General features: G+C 63.5%; 13 protein-coding genes. 6 read left to right on the top strand and 7 right to left on the bottom strand.

The window, feature by feature from the left end:
• Positions 1-310: 310 nt before the first annotated feature.
• A complete protein-coding gene (locus HBO05_RS26715; protein ID WP_169957189.1) occupies positions 311-1090 on the bottom strand; it encodes an acetoin reductase in 780 nt (259 codons plus the stop codon).
• Between the two features lie 192 nt (positions 1091-1282).
• On the opposite strand from HBO05_RS26715, the gene HBO05_RS26720 reads away from it, so the two are divergent.
• On the top strand, positions 1283-3433 hold the full coding sequence (locus HBO05_RS26720; RefSeq protein ID WP_172314685.1) for a TonB-dependent siderophore receptor: 2151 nt from the start codon (positions 1283-1285) through the stop codon (positions 3431-3433).
• A 157-nt stretch (positions 3434-3590) separates the two neighbouring features.
• Here the strand turns inward: HBO05_RS26720 and HBO05_RS26725 are convergent, their stop codons facing one another.
• The 3 genes from HBO05_RS26725 to HBO05_RS26735 all read right to left on the bottom strand — a co-directional run bounded on the left by HBO05_RS26725 (position 3591) and on the right by HBO05_RS26735 (position 6521).
• On the bottom strand, positions 3591-4028 hold the full coding sequence (locus HBO05_RS26725) for a carboxymuconolactone decarboxylase family protein (protein WP_172314687.1): 438 nt from the start codon (positions 4026-4028) through the stop codon (positions 3591-3593).
• 104 nt (positions 4029-4132) lie between these two features.
• Positions 4133-5575 (bottom strand): mechanosensitive ion channel family protein, encoded by a 1443-nt coding sequence (locus HBO05_RS26730; RefSeq protein WP_169957182.1) that lies wholly within the window; start codon positions 5573-5575, stop codon positions 4133-4135.
• A gap of 70 nt (positions 5576-5645) precedes the next feature.
• Positions 5646-6521: a pirin family protein gene (locus tag HBO05_RS26735; protein ID WP_172314689.1), complete on the bottom strand. Its 876-nt coding sequence runs from the start codon at positions 6519-6521 to the stop codon at positions 5646-5648.
• Between the two features lie 179 nt (positions 6522-6700).
• Here HBO05_RS26735 and HBO05_RS26740 point away from each other — a divergent pair, with 179 nt between their 5' ends.
• Positions 6701-7438 (top strand): response regulator transcription factor, encoded by a 738-nt coding sequence (locus tag HBO05_RS26740; protein ID WP_169957178.1) that lies wholly within the window; start codon positions 6701-6703, stop codon positions 7436-7438.
• Between the two features lie 29 nt (positions 7439-7467).
• Complete coding sequence (locus HBO05_RS26745) at positions 7468-8784, top strand: ATP-binding protein (protein ID WP_172314750.1); 1317 nt, start codon at positions 7468-7470, stop codon at positions 8782-8784.
• Here the strand turns inward: HBO05_RS26745 and HBO05_RS26750 are convergent.
• On the bottom strand, positions 8781-10721 hold the full coding sequence (locus tag HBO05_RS26750) for a TonB-dependent receptor (RefSeq protein ID WP_172314691.1): 1941 nt from the start codon (positions 10719-10721) through the stop codon (positions 8781-8783). The two genes, HBO05_RS26745 and HBO05_RS26750, sit on opposite strands and share 4 nt — an antisense overlap.
• Positions 10722-11007: 286 nt before the next feature.
• Between HBO05_RS26750 and HBO05_RS26755 the strand changes: the two genes are divergently transcribed.
• Both HBO05_RS26755 and HBO05_RS26760 read left to right on the top strand, forming a co-directional pair.
• Positions 11008-12120, top strand: a complete 1113-nt coding sequence (locus HBO05_RS26755; RefSeq protein WP_172314693.1) for an efflux RND transporter periplasmic adaptor subunit — start codon at positions 11008-11010, stop codon at positions 12118-12120.
• Between the two features lie 2 nt (positions 12121-12122).
• Positions 12123-15185: an efflux RND transporter permease subunit gene (locus tag HBO05_RS26760; RefSeq protein ID WP_172314695.1), complete on the top strand. Its 3063-nt coding sequence runs from the start codon at positions 12123-12125 to the stop codon at positions 15183-15185.
• 61 nt (positions 15186-15246) lie between these two features.
• Here HBO05_RS26760 and HBO05_RS26765 read toward each other — a convergent pair whose 3' ends face one another.
• The gene (locus HBO05_RS26765; RefSeq protein WP_169957172.1) at positions 15247-16305 is read right to left on the bottom strand and encodes a diguanylate cyclase; all 1059 of its coding nucleotides are present in this window, start codon (positions 16303-16305) and stop codon (positions 15247-15249) included.
• 118 nt (positions 16306-16423) lie between these two features.
• A complete protein-coding gene (locus tag HBO05_RS26770; RefSeq protein WP_169957171.1) occupies positions 16424-17059 on the bottom strand; it encodes a LysE family translocator in 636 nt (211 codons plus the stop codon).
• 131 nt (positions 17060-17190) lie between these two features.
• On the opposite strand from HBO05_RS26770, the gene HBO05_RS26775 reads away from it, so the two are divergent.
• Entirely contained in the window at positions 17191-18585 is a 1395-nt protein-coding gene (locus tag HBO05_RS26775) for a PLP-dependent aminotransferase family protein (protein WP_172314752.1), read from the top strand.
• Positions 18586-19591 lie beyond the last annotated feature (1006 nt).

Raw genomic sequence — 19591 nt, forward strand, 5'->3', positions numbered from 1 at the left:
GGCTCGACAGGTCCTACATTGATCCTCAGGGATTGGAGGATTGCATTTCACTGCCACCGCAGGATGCATACGGTACTCAATGTACGACGATCCAATGTAGGAGCTGGCTTGCCAGCGATAGCGGTGGGTCAGCCAACTTCCATCCCAGCAATGCCGCCGCCATCGCAGCCTCGCCAAGGCTCGACAGCTCCTACATTGATCCTCAGGGGTTGGAAGATTGCATTTCACTGCCACCGCAGGATGCACACGGTGCTCAATGTACGAAGATCCAAGCCCGCTCCCAGATTTTTTACCGAGTCGAGTCTGGGGGTTAGCGGTACACGAGGCCACCGTCGATCAACGGCGCCTGCCCGGTCATGTAGTCCGAATCCGGGCCGGCCAGGTAAGCCACCAGCCCCGCCACATCCTCCGGCGTTTCTGCACGGCCCAGGGCAATCCCATCCACGTACTTCTTGTACGTCGCCCCAACTGGCGCGCCGGTAATCTCGGCCATGCGCTTGTCGATCTCGACCCACATATCGGTGCCCACCACGCCCGGGCAATAGGCATTCACCGTCACCCCCGCGCTTGCCAGTTCCTTGGCCGCCGCCTGGGTCAGGGCGCGCACGGCAAACTTGGTCGCCGAGTACACGCCCAGCAGGGCAAAGCCTTCATGCCCGGCAATCGAGCAGGCGTTGATGATCTTGCCCTTCTGCTTGAGCGCCTTGAACTTATTGCCGGCAGCCTGGATGCCCCACAACACGCCCTGCACGTTGATGCCCAGGGTGCGTTCGACCTGTTCCGGGGTCACGTCCAGCAGCGAATCGATCTGCGCCACCCCGGCGTTGTTGACGATGATGTCAAAGCCACCCAGGGTCTGGTGCGCATGCTCGACCGCCGCGACAACCTGTTCACGCTTGGACACGTCGGCGATGAACACCGAGGCCTTGCGCCCAAGTGCCACCACCTCGGCCGCCACGGCTTCGAGCTTGGCGCCATTGATGTCGACCAGCGCGATATCCGCCCCGTCCCGCGCCAGGCGCAGGGCGATGGCCCGGCCAATGCCTTGCCCGGCACCGGTCACCAGTGCAACTTTTCCAGCGATACCCATGATGATCTCCTGCAACGATAAACGAAGCCTTGTCTATCGCAGGTGCGGGCTCACGCTGTCGAGGCCCGGACGGATTGGCGTGGGGCTTGAGACGCAACGTCTCAAGCAGCCGGGCCAAGGCGAGTACTTGTAAAGACGCGCACTTATGCCTAGCTTATGCGCCCCCGCCCCGCGCTTTAAGGCCTTGCCCCCATGGTTTTGCGTTTTCGCCCCGTCGTCACCTCACATTTGGCCCTCGGCCTGCTGCTCAGCGGCGGCATTGGCAACAGCCTGGCGGCTGAGCTGGAACTGCCGGCGCTGACCATCCAGGGCCAGGATGAGTCCGGTTATCGTGCGCAAAGCGCGTCGGTCGGCGGCTTCGATGAGGCGCCGCTGCTCGACACCCCGGCCTCGATCACCGTGATCAATGCCGCGCTGATCAAGGACCAGCAGGCACGCCTGCTCAGCGAAGTGCTGCGCAACGACGCCTCGGTGGGCGAAAGCTACGCACCGATTGGCTACTACGAAAATTTCGTGGTCCGGGGCTTTTCCCTGAATGCCGCCAGCAGCTACAAGATCAACGGCCGCACCATCACCGGCGAGCAGAACGTGGCCCTGGAAAACAAGCAGCGGGTGGAGTTGCTCAAGGGCCTGGCGGGCCTGCAAAGCGGGATTTCCGAGCCCAGCGGCGTGATCAACTACGTGACCAAACGCCCGGAAGACGTGCGCTCGGTCACGGTATCCACCGATGATCGCGGCAGCGGCTATATCGCCACCGATGTCGGCGGCTGGTTTGGCAGCGAGCAGCAATTTGGCCTGCGCGCCAACGTCGCCCATGAAGACCTCAATTCCTATGTCGAGCACGCCAATGGCCAGCGGGACTTTGTGTCCCTGGCCTTCGACTGGAACATCAGCCCCGACGCCGTGCTGCAACTGGATGCCGAATACCAGGACAAACAACAGCGCTCGGTGCCCGGCTACCAGTTACTCGGCGGCACCGAAGTGCCCCACGACGCCTCGCCAAAAAAACTGCTCGGCCACCAGAGCGGCGCCAAGCAGGTAGGCATCGAGTCGCTGAACCTCAACGGCAAGTTCGAGTACCGCTTCAGTGACCAGTGGAAAGGCAGCGTCAGCGCCGCCCGCAGCAAGGTGGTGATTGATGACTACAGTTCGTTTGCCTGGGGTTGCTACTACGTGGGCACGTGCAACGCGAACACGTTCAGCCCCGAGGGTGACTACGACATTTATGACTACCGCAGCCCCGACGACACCCGGCGCAATGATGAAGTCCAGGCGGCCATGACCGGCCTGTTCAGCACGGCCGGCCTGAGCCATGAACTGACCTTCGGCACCAGCGCTTTTCGCCGGGTGATCGACAAGCGCAAGTCAGTCAATGAATACGTCGGCAGCGGCAATATCGATCAGGACCCGGAAACCTTCCCGCCCACCGACAAGCCCCTGAACGACAGCCACCGGCGCCTCGACAGCCGCCAGTACGGGCTGTTCGTCACCGACCGCATCAGCTTCAACGAGCAATGGCAAACCGTGCTGGGCGGTCGTGAAGTGCGCCTAGATGAAAAAGCCTTCGACGAGACTGGGGTGCAGGCCCGCCATACCCAGAAGTATGTGTTCCTGCCCAATGCTGCGCTGATCTACAAACCAGTGGAAAACATCTCGTTGTACACCAGCTACAGCAAGGGCCTGTCACTGGGCGGTGAGGCACCGTGGTATGCGAGCAACGATGGGGAAATACTCGCCCCGACCGTCTCGCGGCAGATCGAAGCCGGGGTGAAATACGACTGGCGCCGCATCAGCTTCGCCGCCGCAGTGTTCCAGACGCGCCAGGCCTACCAGTACGCCAAGCCAGACAGCGCCGGCGACTTCACCTACGTGCAGCAGGGCCAGCAGAAGAACACCGGGCTGGAACTGTCCGCCAACGGCTGGGCCACCGAGCGTCTGCAGATCGCCACCAGCGTGGCGGCGATTCGCGCACGGGTGAACGGTAGCGGCACCCCGCAGTACGAAGATCACCAGACAATCAACGTGCCCAAGCTGCGCGCCAGTGTGTACGCCGACTACGCCCTGCCCTGGGTCAACGGCCTGGCAGTGCTCGGCGGCGTGCAATACAGCGCCAGCAAGAACGCCAACCGCACCGGCAATGTGGAAGTGGGGGATTATGCGCTGGTCAACGTCGGCAGCCGCTACACCACCAAAATCGATGGCTATGAAACGGTGTTGCGCCTGAGCATCGACAACCTGTTCGACAAGCGCTACTGGCGTGATGCGGGCGAATACATGGGCGATGACTACCTGTTTCAGGGTGCACCATTGACGGCGCGCCTGAGTGCTTCCATCAACTTCTAACCCCGATCCAATGTGAAACCTGGCTTATGGGAAACCTGGCTTATGTGGGAGCTGGCTTGCCGGCGATGGCATCACCTCGGTATTGCTGGATCACCGAGGCGCCTGCATCGCAGGCAAGCCAGCTCCTACATTGGCCAGCGCCTACCCTTGAATGTCGTTACTTGGGCATCTTGCGAAAGCCCACCGCCAGGCGGTTCCAGCTGTTGATGGTGGCGATGGCCACGCTCAGGTCAACCTGCTCGGCGGCGCTGAACTCGGCATTGAGCAACGCATAATCTTCATCTGCCGCGTGGGTCTGGCTGATCAGCGTCAAGCTTTCGGCCCAGGCCAGGGCGGCACGCTCGCGCGGGGTGAAGAACGGCGTTTCGCGCCAGGCCGAGAGGGTGTACAGGCGCCGTTCGGTCTCGCCGCCCTTGCGTGCATCGGCGGTGTGCATGTCCAGGCAGAAGGCGCAGCCGTTGATCTGGGAGACGCGCAGGCGTACCAGTTCGAGCAGCGGCAGTTCAATGGACAGTTTGCCGACGGCGGCTTCCAGGGCGAGCATGGCTTTCATGGCGTCAGGGGACGCGGTGTAGAAATCGGTGCGGGCGTGCATTGTGTGACTCCTGGACAGTGGGAATTGGCGCCCAGCTTAATCACCCCACTGCCTCGCACAAATAGCCAATCCTGACGAAGAACAGGTAGCCAATGCCAGGCGCTTCAGGCCCGGCTGCGCAGCCAATGCAAGAAGCCCTTTTTCACCGGCACGATGGGTGCGTCCTGGGTCAGGTGCTGGGCGGCGTGCAGGCGGAAATCCAGGAGGTTCTGCATGGCCTCGCTGATGTCGTGGCGCGCGTCCAGGCACGGCTTGAGGTATTCCTTTTCGATGCGATAGAGGGTGCAGTAGGTCTTGGCCACAAAGTCCGCGGGCACGCTTTGCTCCCCCAGAATCCCCGCTTCGCCGATCACCTCGCCCGGCCCCATGCGCCCGGCTTCGAATTTGTGCCCGGCCTTGACCAGCATCACCGAAACCACCCCGGACTCAATGATAAACAGGTGATCGCTGACCTCCCCGGTCGGCAGGATCATCTCGCCGGCGCGGAAGGTGTGCAGGGTCATGTTCTGGCTGAAGGTTTCCTTCTCTTCCTGGCGCAGGGTCGAGAAGATATTCGAGCTTTCCAGCAGTGCACGTGCGGGCGTGGTGGCCGGCGAGGTCGGGCTTTCGGCGCTGGACAACAGGCTTACGCCGGCCGCCTGCAAATGCCGGTAGGCCAGGTCATAAAGCTGGTTGCGCACCTCGCGCTTGAGGGCCATGGCCGGCACAAAGCCGCTGATTTCATATTCCACGCCCCCCCCGGTGGAGGTCTTGAACGCCACACTCGGCGCCGGCTTGGCCAGCAATTGCCGGCAACCTTGCATGGCCCGTTCCAGGGCTTCCAATACCGTTTGCGGGCGCGCGTGAGGGCTGACTTGCAGGCTCACCGCCAGGCCGAACATGTCGGCCGGGCGCGAGAAGTTGATGATCTTGGCCTTGGCCGCCAGCGAGTTGGGGATCACCGCCATGCTGCCCTGGGAGGTTTGCAGGCGCGTGGCGCGCCAGTCGATATCCGTCACCCGGCCTTCGGTGCCGTCGATGGAGATCCAGTCATCGAGTTGGTAGGGCTTGGTGGTGTTGAGCACAATCCCGGAGAACACGTCGCTCAACGTACTTTGCAGCGCCAGGCCGACGATGATCGCCACCGCGCCGGAGGTGGCCAGCACGCCCTTGACCGGCAGGTCGAGCACGTAGGCCATGGCCGCGATGATCGCGATCAGGAAAATCACCGCGCCCATCAGGTCTTGCAGCAAGCGCCCGGTGTGGCCGACCCGCTGCATCATCAAGGCCCCGAGCAACACCGTCAGGGTGCGCGCGGCGAACAACCACCAGCCGATCTGCAAGGCCGTGGCGGCCAGGTGCAGTGGGGTGTTGTCGGCATAGGGCGCCAGTTGCATGGGGTTCATGCCGTCGTTGAACAGCACGGCACTGAACACGGCGAAGATGCCCAGGCGCGCGATCAATTTCCAGTTGCCGGAACTGGCTGAAAACAGACGCCAGACGACGATATCGATAAGGATCAGCGCCAGGGCGCACAGCATCGGGTGAGCGGAGATGAAAGACAGCATCCAGGCGACTCCAGGGCGAATGCCCTGAAGATCGCATGAAATGGCGTTGGCGGGTATAGGGCACCCCCAATCAGCGGGAGGCGCCGTGCATTTGGCCGAACTGGCCGGACTGGAAGTCGGCGAAGGCCTGGTGAATCTCTTGCTCGGTGTTCATCACGAACGGGCCGTGACCGACGATGGGCTCGTCGATGGGTTCACCACTGAGCAGCAGCACCATGGCGTCGGCGTTGGACTCCAGGCTGATCTGCGCGCCATCACGCTCGAACAGCACCAATTGCCCTTCGCGTGCCAGTTCCTGACCGTTGACTTGCACGGCGCCCTTGAGCACCACCAGCGCGGTATTGCGCCCGGCGTGCAGGTCCAGGGTCACGGCCTTGCCGCCGTTGAGGCGCAGGTCCCACACGTCAATCGGCGTGAAGGTGCGCGCCGGCCCTGTGCGGCCCGCGAACTCACCGGCGATCAGGCGCAGGCTGCCGGCGCCATTGGCCAGGGGCAACGACGGGATATCGCCGTCGACGATGGTCTGGTAGCCGGCCTCGCTCATTTTGTCCTTGGCCGGCAGGTTGACCCACAGTTGCACCATTTCCAGGGCCCCGCCCCGTTTGGCGAAGGCTTGGGAATGGAACTCCTCGTGCAGGATCCCTTTGGCCGCAGTCATCCACTGCACATCGCCCGGGCCGATGGTGCCGCCGGCGCCGGTGGAATCACGGTGCTCAACTTCGCCTTCGTAGACGATGGTCACGGTTTCAAAGCCGCGATGGGGATGCTGGCCTACGCCACGCCGCTGGGTGGTGGGGGTGAAATCCGCCGGGCCGGCGTGGTCCAGCAGCAGGAACGGGCTGATGTGCTTGCCCATGGTGTCGTAGGAAAACAGCGTGCGAACCGGGAAACCGTCGCCTACCCAGTGGCTGCGTGGGCTGGTGTAGATACCGATGATGTTTTTCATGAGGGTCCTCCAATGTGCATACACCTTAAATCCAATACCAATAAGGCGGTAGACAGCGGATTTGGCTCGCATCGTTCCATGCATGGGACGACTTGATGGCGGCGCTTCATAAAGTACGTGAATGATAATGACTCGTAGTAATATCCCCGCTCTCCCGCTCAACTCCCCCGAGGGCCGCCATGCCATTTGCCCCTGCGCCTGTAGCGCCGCGCGTCCTGGTGGTGGACGACCACCGCAAGATCCGCGAGCCGCTGGCCATCTATTTGCGTCGCCACACCTTCGAGGTGCGCACCGCTGAAGATGCAGCGGGCATGTGGCAACTGCTCAAGACCCAGGCCTTCGATGTGATCGTGCTGGATGTGCTGCTACCCGATGGCGACGGTTTTGAGCTGTGCAACCAACTGCATCGGCGCAGCAACACCCCGGTGATCCTGTTGACCGCCCGCGATGCCGCCGCCGACCGCATTCGCGGCCTGGACCTGGGCGCCGACGACTACATCACCAAGCCCTTCGAACCCCGTGAGCTGGTGGCGCGCATCCACAGCGTGCTGCGCCGCCAGGGCCGCAGCCAGGCCCCCATGGCGCCGGCCAGCCGCAGCTACGGCTTCGCCGGCTGGCACTTCAGCGCCATCAGCGCACTGCTGACCCGCGCAGGCTGCCCGCCGATCCAACTGAGCACCGCCGAAAGCCGGCTGCTGCAAGTGTTCCTCGAGCATCCCAACACCCTGTTGCCCCGCGAACGCCTGATCGACCTGACCGCCGCCGCCGACAGTGATGTCAGCGACCGCACCATCGACCGCCAGGTCAGCCGCCTGCGCCGCAAACTGGCCCACGACGGCGCGGCGGCGGACCTGTTGCGCACCATCTGGGGCGGCGGCTACCTGCTGGCGGCCGACGTCACCCCGTGCGCCGCTTGAACCGCTGGCGCCGCCTATGGCCGCGCACCCTGGTGCAGCAACTGAGCCTGTTGTTGCTGCTGGCGCTGCTGGCCTCCAACGCCATCGCCATGCTGTTCCTGCAACGCACCGGCAGCCTGATCCACCCGCTGTCGCGCAGTTTCAGCCTGGAACGCCTGGTGATCGCGCACCATGCCGCCGGCCTGGGCGGCGAAGAGCCGGCGCACCTGTTGACTGCGATGAACACCGAGAACGCACGTTTCTGGATCGCCCCCCGGGCCGAAGTCGAGCCGTTTGAACTGCGCCCCGAAGAACGGCGCCTGGCCAACGAACTGCGCCAACACCTGCAACTGCCGCCAGACGTGCCCATCGGCATGCAGTTGGAACGCATCAGCGGCGCCAACGCCCGCACCCATGTGTTCAGCCCCGCCGGCTGGGCGCCCTTGCGGTTGCGCAGCAGCATCGCCCTGCCGAACGGCCAGTACCTGAATGCGCTGCAGCATCCCGCCGGGGCGTATGAATGGGGCCGCGTATTGGCCTACAGCCTGCCGGTGACCACGGTGCCGGTGCTGCTGATCGTGATGTTTTTCATCGCGCGGGTGGTGCGCCCGGTGAAAACCCTGGCCCAGGCCACCGAACGGGTCAGCCGGGGCGAATGGATCGCACCGCTGCCCTTGAGCGGCCCCCAGGAAGCCCGTGACTTGACCACCGCCTTCAACACCATGCAGGCCAACCTGGCCCGGCATGTCGAAGGGCGCACGCGGATGTTGGCGGCGATCAGTCACGACCTCAACACCCCGCTCACCGAACTGCGCTTGCAGGTTGAGTTGCTGGAGCCAGGCCCTGAGCGGGACGACATGCTCGACAGCCTCGGCGAGCTGAGTGCCATGGTGCGCGAAACCCTGAACTTCGTGCGCGACGACGCCGTGCAGGAAGCCACCCGCCGAACCTCGTTGAGCGCATTACTGGATGACCTGGCCAAGCGTTACCGGCGCCTGCAACAACCAGTGACCTGGCTGGGCGCCCCGCCGCTGCTGCTCGATTGCCGGCCGCTGGCGCTCAAGCGCGCCCTGGCCAACCTGATCGACAACGCGGTCAAACATGGCGGCGATGCCTGTATCAGCCTCAAGCGCGAGGACACGGGGGTGCTGTGCGTGGAGATTCTCGACCATGGCAGCGGCCTGCCCCAGGACTGGCTGAACAAGGTGTTCGAACCCTTCGTACAGCTGGGCGCCAGCGGCGGTGGCCTGGGGTTGGGCCTGGCGATTGCACGGTCGTGCATCCAGGCCCATGGCGGCGAACTGCTCCTGGAGAACCGCCCACCGGCAGGTCTCTGCGCGGTGGTGCGGTTGCCTGCAGCGCCTTAGAAGTTGAGCGTGGCCCCCATCCACAAGGTGCGCCCGTAGTTCACGGTGCCGTAGGTCTCGTCGTCCAGGCGCTTGTTGGCCAGGTTATTGAGGGAGGCATTGAGGGTCAGGGATTCGGTCGCATCAAAGGAGCCGCCCAGGTCGGCGGTGGTGTAGCCCGGCGCCGGTTTTTCACTGGTGATGGTGTTACCGGTTTCCTCACCGTAATAGCTCAACGAAGCCCAGGCCTGGGCGCGGTCGTTGATACTCCATTCGCTACGCACATTGGCCTTTTGCTTGGGGGTCAAGGCCAGGGGCGCGCCAGCGTTGGCACCGGTTTTCTGTTCGGAATCGGTGTAGGTGTAGTTGGCCTTGAGCAGCACGCTGGGGTTGATATCCCATTGGCCGTTGAGCTCCACGCCCTGGATGATCGCCTTATCGACGTTGACCCGCTCCATGATGGTGTAGCCGTTCCAGCGCTGGTCGGTGGTGACGGTGGACAGCTTGTCCTGGAAGTCGTTGTAGAACAGGGTCGCGCCCGCCGACAGATCGTCACGGTTGCTCCACAGCGCCGAGACTTCGTAGTTGGTGCTGGTTTCCGGCTTGAGGTCGGGGTTGCCGAACATCACGAAACGGTTGCGCCGCAGGTAGGCGTAGTCCGCCACCACCGCGCGGATCTCCGGGGCCTTGAAGCCACGGGCGATGCCGCCCTTGAACGTCCACTGCTCGCTGGCGCGCCACACCCCATACAGCCGTGGGCTGACATGGGCACCGTATTCTTCGTGATGATCCAGGCGCAGGCCGGTGGTCAGGGCGAAGCTATCGGTGACCGACCATTCGTTCTCGGCAAACAGGGCTTTTTGCACCACCGAGAACTCGTAGTCCACACGGTCGCCCAGGCCCTGGTTCCAGTCGGTCAGCTGGCTTTCGTTCCACTGCATGCCCACGGTGCTGACGTTATGGGCCGTGGGCACCACCAACTTGGCGTCGAACACGCTGTTCTTGACCTCGGGCTTGCGTCCGAAAATATCGGTTTGGGCCGGCGTGGCGCGGCCTTCGCGGGTGGAAGTTTCCTGGGCAAAGGCAATGTCCGAGGTGGCCCAGCCCCAGCGGCCCTGGTGCGACAGCGACCAGTGATCGCGGTTGTTTTCCTGCTCGCGGGTGGCCCAGTTGGCGCTGATCCCATCGCCGTTTTTCAGGCGCGTGGCGCCGGCTTCAAGAAGAATGTCGTGGTCGATGCCCGGGGTGAAGGCCAGGCGCGCGGTGAGGTCGCGGTGATCGGCTTTACTGAAGCCATTGGTCTGCTCAATATCGTCATCGGCCTGGCGGTCGAGGTAACGGCCCCACACCTGTAAGCCGAGCAGGTCTTCCTTGAGCGGGCCGCTGAGGTAGAACTGGGTCTGGCGCGCATTGCCCTGGTCGCTGTGCTGGCGGGCCGAGTAGTCATAGCCAACGGAGCCGCCCCACTGCGGCGACACCTTGCGCGTGATCACGTTGATCACCCCGCCGATGGCATCGGAACCGTACAGCGACGACATCGGCCCGCGCACCACTTCGATGCGCTCGATGGCGGCCGCCGGCGGCACAAAGCTCTGCTCGTAGCCACTGTTGCCATTGACCCGCGACTCCCGGGCGCTCTGGCGTTTGCCGTCGACCATGATCAGCGTGTAGTCGGCGGGCATGCCACGGATCGAGATGTCGGTTTCATTGGCCCCGCCATTTACCGTGACGCCCTCGACATCCCGCACCGCATCGCCCAGGTCGCGGTACGACTTGCGGCGCAAGGCCTCGCCATCGATCACCGTGACCGAGGCCGGCGCGTCTTCGACATTCTGTGCAAAGCCCGAGGCGGTCACCACCACCTCACTGAGTTGCAGTGACGCAGGCTCATCGGCGTGAGCGTTGAGACTGCCAGCCACCAGCAGGGCCAGCGGCGCAAAACGAAAAGCAGGAAGCATGGGCGTAGACCTTCAGGATTTATCTCAAAAGAGAATCGTAATCATCTACACCCAGATAACTTGGACAAAGTGTGACAACTGCACCGGCATGCGCTTTTGTAGGCGCTGGCTTGCCAGCGATGGCGGCAGGCCCGCCAATGGATTTATCGACTGATACACCGCGATCGCCGGCAAGCCGACTCGTACAAAACCTGATCGAGGGCTGGCTTAAATAATATTTCGATCGTAATATTCTGCAAATATTACGAACGTAATTTTATTCACCCAGCGCCACCAGGAGCCTGAAATGAGCCCACGCCCTCCCCTTCACCGCCTTTTCCCGCCCCTGGCGCTGTTGATCCTGCTCAGCGGCTGCAACAGCCAGGCCGACCCCAGCGCCAACGCCGCCCCTGCGCGCCCGGTGCTGGCGGCCAAAGTCGAAGCCGCCGCCAGCCAGCAGAATGCCTATACCGGGGTGGTCGCGGCGCGTACCGAAAGTGACCTGGGTTTTCGGGTCAGCGGCAAGGTGATCGAACGCAAGGTCGATCCCGGCCAGCATGTGTCCCGGGGCGACACCCTGCTGGTCCTGGATATCGGCGACTTCGAGCTGGCACTGCGCTCGGCAAAAAACCGCGTCAACGCCGCCCAGGCGCAACTGCGCCAGCGCCGCGATGACGCCAACCGCTATCAACGCCTGGCCAGTACCGGCGCGGTATCACGGCAGATCTTCGACCAGGCCGCGACTAACCTGCAGGTCGCTCAAGCGCAGCTCGCCGCCGCCCAGTCGGATGCCAGCCAGATCGAAAACCGTCGCACCTACTCGGTGCTGCGGGCCGATGGCGACGGGGTGATCACCGAGGTGCGGGTGGAACGCGGGCAGGTGGTGGCCGAAGGGCAGATCGTCGCGCGCCTGGCCCACGACGGCGCACGGGAAGCGATCATCCATCTGCCGGAAAACCTGCGCGACCGCGCCTCGCAAAAAGCCCTGGCCCTGCCGTTCGGCGCGCCGGACCAGGCTGTCAACGCAACCCTGCGCGAACTGTCGGCCAGCGCCGATCCCGTCACCCGCACCTACCGCGCGCGCTATGTGCTGCACGGCAGGGTTGAGCGTTTAGCCCTCGGTTCCACCATCACCCTGCGCCTGCAAGGCAACGGCCAGCCGCCACACACCCGCGTGCCGATCGGCGCCCTGCACGATGCGGGTAACGGAACCGGCGTGTGGCTGATTGGCGCGGATGACAAAGTCAGCTTCGCCCCGGTCACGGTGGCCAGCCTGGGCCAGGAAGACGCCCTGCTTTGCGGCGGGGTCAGCCCCGACCAACTGATCGTCGCCCTCGGTGCGCACCTGCTGCACCCAGGGGACAGCGTACGCCTGTTGCCCGCCCAGGCACTGACCCTCAATCGCCGCCAGGAACCTTGAGCATGCATGGCCTCAACCTTTCCGCCCTGGCGGTCAAATACCGCGCCGTCACGTTGTTCCTGATCCTGGCGATCCTCGCCGCGGGGATATTTTCCTTCGCCAAGCTGGGGCGCGCCGAAGACCCGCTGTTCACCGTCAAGGTCATGACCATCACCGCTGCCTGGCCCGGCGCCACGGCCCAGGAGATGCAGGAACAAGTGGCCGACCGCCTGGAAAAGCGCCTGCAGGAACTGGACTACTACGATCGCGTGGAAACCATCGCCCAACCGAGGTTTGTGTCGATGCGCATGACCTTCCTCGAGTCCACACGCCCCAATGAAATCCAGGACCTGTTCTACCAGACCCGCAAAAAACTCAGCGACGAGGCTGCCAAACTGCCCAAGGGCGTGATCGGGCCGTTCTTCAACGATGAATATTCCGATGTGTACTTCGCCCTGTACGCCCTGGAAGCCGAACACCTGCCCCATCGCCAGCAGGTGCAGATGGCCGAAACAATGCGCCAGGACTTCCTCAGGCTGCCAGGGGTGAAGAAGGTCAATATTCTCGGCGAACAGGCGCAGCGGGTGTTTGTCGAGTTTTCCTATGAGCGCCTGGCGACCCTGGGGATCAAGCCCGAGCAGATCTTCACCGCCCTCGCCGCGCAAAACGCCGTGGCGCCGTCGGGGTTTGTCGAAACCGCCGGCCCCCGCGCCTATATCCGTATCGACGGCGCCTTCGACAGCCTGGCGCTGATCGAGAACGTGCCGCTGCCGGTGGACGGCAAAGTGTTGCGCATCGCCGATGTCGCCACCGTCAGCCGTGGCTATGAAGACCCGCCCAGCTACCGCATCCGGCACCAGGGCGACCCGGCCTTGATGCTGGGCATCATCATGGAGAAACACTGGAACGGCCTGGACCTGGACAAGAGCCTCAAGGCCCAGGAGGGCAAAATCCAGGCGGACCTGCCCTTGGGTGTCAACTTCGCAAAAGTCTCCGACCAGGCGAAAAACATCAGCCTGGCGGTCAATGAGTTCATGCTCAAATTCTTCGTCGCCCTGGCCGTGGTGATGGTCATCAGCCTGCTGGCCCTGGGCTTTCGTGTCGGTTTGGTGGTGGCGGCAGCCGTGCCGCTGACCCTGTCCATGGTGTTTGTGATCATGCTGCTGACCGGCCGCGAATTTGACCGCATCACCCTCGGTGCGCTGATCATTTCCCTGGGCCTGCTGGTGGACGACGCGATCATTGCCATTGAGATGATGGTGGTCAAACTCGAAGAAGGTTTCGACCGCATCCATGCTGCCACCTTCGCCTGGAGCTCCACCGCCGCACCGATGCTGACCGGTACCCTGGTGACGATCATCGGCTTTCTGCCGGTGGGTTTTGCCCGTTCGGGCGCGGGTGAGTATGCCGGCAATATCTTCTGGATCGTCGGCTTTGCCCTGATCGCCTCCTGGTTGGTGGCGGTGGTGTTTACCCCGTACCTGGGGGTCAAGCTGCTGCCCAATATCAAGCCGGTGCCCGGCGGCCACGACGCGATTTACGCCGGCCCCTGGTACCAGAAACTGCGCCACCTGGTGCAAACCTGCGTGCGCCGGCGCTGGCTGGTGACCGGGCTGGTGGTGTCGGCCTTTGTACTGTGCGGCTTGGGCCTGGGCGTGGTGAAGAAGCAGTTCTTCCCCAACTCCGACCGCTCCGAGCTGATTCTGGAGGTGTATATGCCGCCGGGCAGTGCCTTCAAAAGCACCGAGGCGGTGGCGGCGCAGTTGGAAAAGGCGCTGCTGCAAGAGCCGCAGACCCGCATGGTCGATACCTATGTGGGCGGCGGTGCACCACGGTTTTTCCTGTCGCTGAACCCCGAGTTACCCGACCCGGCGTTCGCCAAGCTGATCGTACAAACCCCCGACGCCCATGCCCGGGACGCCTTGAAACTGCGTATGCGCGAGCGTATCGCCAGCGGCGAATTCCCCGCCGCGCGGGTGCGGGTCACGCAATTGCTGTTCGGCCCGCCGGTGCCCTTCCCGGTGGTGTTTCGCGTGTCTGGCCCCGACGTGAACGTGTTGCGCAGCCTGTCCGAGGAAGTGCGCCAGGTGGTTGCCGCCAACCGCCTGACCAAGGACGCGTTCCTCGATTGGGGCGAGCGCAGCAGCGGTTATCGCCTGGTGCTGGACCAGGATCGCCTGCGCCTGCTGGGTTTCACCCCCAACGAAGTGAAATCCCAGCTCAACGCCCTGCTCAGCGGCAACCCCATCACTGAAGTGCGCGAAGGCAACCGCACCGTGTCGGTGGTGGCCCGCGCCCAGGGCAGCCAGCGTGAAGACCTCGGCAACCTCGACAACATGACCCTGACCAACAGCGCCGGGGTGTCGGTGCCCCTGGCCCAGGTCGGGCATTTCCAGGCGGTGATGGAAGAGCCGATCCTCAAGCGTCGCAACCGCGCGAGCACCGTCGAAGTGCGCGCCGACATCGTCGACGGCGTGCAACCGCCCGATGTGGAAATGGCTGTCTACAAAGACCTGCAACCCCTGATCGCGCGACTGCCGGCCGGCTATCGCCTGGACATCGGCGGCCCGGTGGAAGAAAGCGCCAAGGCCAACGTGGCCCTGGCGGCACTGTTCCCGATCATGATCCTGCTGACCCTCACGGTGATCATGTTCCAGGTGCGCTCGTTCGGCGTGATGTTGATGGTCTTCGCCACCGCCCCGCTGGGCTTGATCGGCGCGGTGCCGACCTTGCTGCTGTTCAACCAGCCGTTTGGCTTCAATGCGATCCTGGGCCTGATCGGGATTGGCGGGATCCTGATGCGCAACACCCTGATCTTCACCGACCAGATCCGCCAGAACCAGGAACAGGGCATGGCAAGTGGCGAAGCGATCGTCGAAGCCACCGTACGCCGCGCGCGGCCGGTGATCTTGACCGCGCTGGCGGCAGCGTTGGCGTTTATTCCGCTGACCTTGTCGGTGTTCTGGTCGTCCCTGGCGTATGTGCTGATTGGCGGGGTGTTGGTGGGGACGTTATTGACGCTGCTGTTCTTGCCGGCGCTGTGCAGTTTGGTATTGGGGCACACGACAACCCTGCACACATCATAAAAACCCCTGGGTGCGGGCGGGCCGCCGCTGGCGCGCTGAGCGCGGATTCAAATCCGGCAGTTCAAACCGACCGCACCCACCCGCCCTGCACCGAACGCACCCGATTGCGCCCGCTACTCTTGGCCTCATACAACGCCTGGTCGGCATCATTCAACCAACTGGTCGCATCACCGTGGGACGCTTGATACGGCGCCAGGCCAATGCTCAGGCTGGCGCGCAAGGTCGGATCCTGGGCGTAGCCCAGGGAGCTGAAGCGGTCGCGTAGTGCGTCCATCACTTCGGTGGCGTGGCCCAGGGGCATGTCCGGCAGGATCACGCAGAATTCGTCGCCGCCGTAGCGCCCGGCCAGGTCGGTGGCGCGCAGGTTCTGGCGCAGGATCTTGCTCAGTTGGCGCAGCACGATGTCGCCGGTGACGTGACCGTAGGTGTCGTTGATGATCTTGAAATGGTCGATATCGATCAGGGCAATCGCAGCGCCCTGCTGGCCGCCCCGGCAGCGTTCGAACTCGATTTCCAGGTGGTCTTTCCAGGCGCCATGGTTGAGCAGGCCGGACAGGCTGTCGGTGCGGCTCAGGGCCAGTAGTTCACGCTTGTGCCGGGCCAGCGTGATGGCCTGGCGATAACAGATCCAGCCCAGGGCCAGCGGATAGAGCATCAGGATCGGCAAGCAGGCGTAAAGCTGGGCGGGCGTGGTCAGGGCGATATAGGCCGGGGCGAACAGCAGCAGCGCCACCCCGATGCCCAGTGCCTGGGCCACCCAGCCCATCAACATGAACCGCAGCCCACCGATGGCGACGTTGTTCATGGTCATCATCGACAGCGTGGTGACGCTGGGCAGCGGGTTGAAGTGCATGGCACCGACCCAGAAGCCGCCACAAAACGAGTCCACCAATAGATGACGGCGTTCGGCGCGCAGGGAGTTTTCGGCGCGGCGTGCCAGTTGGTAGGCCAGGTGCGGCCAGGCGAAGGCGTTGAGCAGCATCCAGGCCCAGACCCAGCCTGGCGGATCCAGCGGGTACATGCCGGCCAATACACAGACGAAACCGAGCGTGAGCCCCAGGGTCCGCGATTTGTACAGGCGTCTGGCGAGCGGAAGTCCTTTTCCTCCTGCGGCTGGCATGATCTGGCTGATCCTGGATGAATGCTGGAAGTCTATCAGGGGACCGGCAAATAGCCACTACCGCTCAGAGGGTTATCCCAGGCGCCCATCACCTTGCCAAACCCTTGACGCCAGGCGCCTAGCTGGAGAAACCACGGGCCAGTAACATCGCCACGGCCAGCAGCAACACCGCCGTGACCTTCTGCAACAGCACCCGCTTGCGCGGCGACTCGAGCACATGCTTGATGCGCTGGCCGAAGTAGCAATACAGGCAGCCGCTGGCGAACTGCAGGACCAGGAAGGTCAGGCCGAGGATCGCGATGTCGCCGGCGGCGCTGTCCTGCCCCACGGCGGCAAACTGCGGGAACACTGCGCTGAACAGAATGATCGCCTTGGGGTTGGACAGGCCGGTCAGCAAGCCCTTGCCGAACAAGCCACGGGGCGTCTCTGGCCCTTGCCCGCTGGTGTTGATCTGCACGCCGCTGCTGGTCCACTGTTTGTAGGCCAGGTACAGAATGTAAGCCACGCCCACCAGTTGGATGCCCTGGGTAATCAGCGGGTAGCCCTTGATCAGCTCGGAAAAGCCCACGGCAAAGATCAGGATCGAAATCAGGTATGACACACTGGCCCCGAACTGTGCCGGCAAGGAGTGGCGCAGGCCGTCCTTGAGCCCCAGGCTCAGCAGCAGCAGAGTCATGGGGCCGGGGCTGAAGGCCAGGGTGCTGCACAACACCAGGAAATACAGGAACGAAGACAGCGTAAGGGCAGTGACCATGGTGGGTAATTTCACGGCGGCAAGGAATGTTGCGCAGTCTAGGGCGCAGATCCGGCGCCGGGCAGGTAAACTCGGCGGTTATTCATGCAGGCTTTACCGGTAAAGTGACCGGCAAACTTCAGGACATCGCGATGGCCCTTCCGCAGATCCACTTTCATGAGCGCGCCCCCAAGGTCCAGCAGATCGTCGAGGCGTTCGCCCGTGCCATCGAACAAGGCGAATTGGCCGCTGGCAGCAAACTGCCGTCGGTGCGTGAGCTGGGGCAACAGTTGGGTGTCGGAAAATTCACCGTCAATGAAGCCCTGGACCGCCTGCGCGGCCAACACCTGCTGACCTCGCGCCAGGGCCGCGGGCACTTTGTGGCCCAGCGCCAGACGCAGCCATCGTCCAGCAACTGGGTGGACCTGCTGCCCCAGGATTTGCTCAGTGTGCTGCGCCGGCCGATGCTGACCGGCCAGGGCGAACTGCGCCCCGGTGGCGGCCACCTGCCCGAAGACTGGCTCGATTCCGAGACCATGCGCCAGGCCCTGCGCAGTGTGGTACGGGCCCCGTCCCTGCGGGTTGCCGGCATGGGCACGCCGGCGGGTTTCCTGCCGCTGCGCCAGGCCCTGCAACAAAAACTCCTGGGCGATGGCCTGGCGGTGCCGGTGGAACAGATCATCACCACCCCCAGTACCCTGCAAGGCCTGGACATGTTGATGCGCCTGCTGGCCCGCCCCGGTGACACGGTGCTGCTGGATGCGCCGTGCTACTTCAACTTCCACGCCAACCTGGCGCTGCATGGGGTCAAGGTGGTGACACTGCCGCGCGGCCCGGATGGTTTCGACCTGGAGGCCCTGGAGCAGTTGCTCAGCGAGGAACGGCCCAGCCTGTATGTGACCACCAGCATCCTGCACAACCCCACCGGCCATTCCTTCAGCGCGGCCCAGGCCTTTGGGCTGCTGCAACTGATGCGCCAGTATCACTGCCATATCATCGAGGACGACCTCTACGGCGACCTGCACCCCAACCCGCCGCCCCGCCTGGCGGCACTCGCCGGGCTGGAGCAGGTGACCTATCTGTCGGGCTTCTCGAAAACCCTCAGCGCCAATACCCGGGTCAGCTATGTGGTGGCGGCGCCGCAACTGGCGGCCAACCTGACCAACATGAAGTTGATGAGCGGCGGCGTGACCTCGGAGTTGTTCGAGCAACTGGTCTACCGCCTGCTCAGCGAAGGCAGCTATGCGCGGCACCGCAAGCGCATGGTCCAGCGCCTGCTGGAAGCCGGTGCGCGGGTGGAACAGTGGTTGCGCCGCTGTGGCTGTGAGCTGCCCATGGGGTATGAAGCTGGGATGTTTATCTGGGCGCGCCTGCCGGCCGGGGTCAAGTGTGAACAACTGGCCGAGGCCGGGCTCAAGCGCGGCATGGTGTTGGCGCCGGGGGCACTGTTTGGGTATGAGCCGGGGCTGCATGATTTTATGCGCTTCAATGTGGCGCATTGTGATGATCCACGGGTATGCAAAGCCATCGAGCAATTGTTGCGCTGATCCAGTGTGGGAGCGGGCTTGCCGTAATGCCGATCAGTCAAGCGAACGCAATGCTCAACGCAGTGAAGATCAAATGTGGGAGCGGGCTTGCTCGCGAAGACGTCGGCCCAGCAAACATTGATATTGACTGACCCACCGCTTTCGCGAGCAAGCCCGCTCCCACAAGGGATCTGCGTCGGGGCAAAGCTTGGGCCACACCACAAATCAAAGGTAGGAGCTGGCTTGCCTGCGATGGCGGTATACCAGCCGCCACAAATAGTGGCCGAACCGCCGCTATCGCGGGCAAGCCCGCTCCCACAGGGATGTGCGTCGGGGCAAAAGCTTGGGCCACACCACAAATCAAAGGTGGGAGCTGGCTTGCCTGCGATGGCGGTATACCAGCCGCCACAAATAGTGGCCGAACCGCCGCTTTCGCGAGCAAGCCCGCTCCCACAGGGGATGTGCGTCGGGGCAAAAGCTTGGGCCACACCACAAATCAAAGGTAGGAGCTGGCTTGCCTGCGATGGCGGTATACCAGCCGCCAAAAATAATGGCTGAACCGCCGCTATCGCGGGCAAGCCCGCTCCTACAGGGGATGTGCGTCGGGGCAGTAGTTTGGGCCACACCACAAATCAAAGGTAGGAGCTGGCTTGCCTGCGATGGCGGTATACCGGCCGCCACAAATAGTGGCCGAACCACCGCTTTCGCGAGCAAGCCCGCTCCCACAGGGGATGTGCGTCGGGGCAGTAGTTTGGGCCACACCACAAATCAAAGGTAGGAGCTGGCTTGCCTGCGATGACGGTATACCAGCCGCCACAAATAGTGGCCGAACCGCCGCTATCGCGGGCAAGCCCGCTCCCACAGGGGATCTGCGCTTGACTGACTGGTATTAGGGATTGCCGGCGCCCAGAGTCGTGACAATTGAGTGCACACAAAAACGCAACACTGCACCGCTTCGAATGTGATGGTCGCTGCTGCCCAGGGTTTATATAGTCGGGTCCAACAGCCACCCGCCATGAGCCCCAGG

This window comes from Pseudomonas sp. WS 5079, assembly GCF_012985465.1.
Taxonomy (GTDB): Bacteria; Pseudomonadota; Gammaproteobacteria; order Pseudomonadales; family Pseudomonadaceae; genus Aquipseudomonas.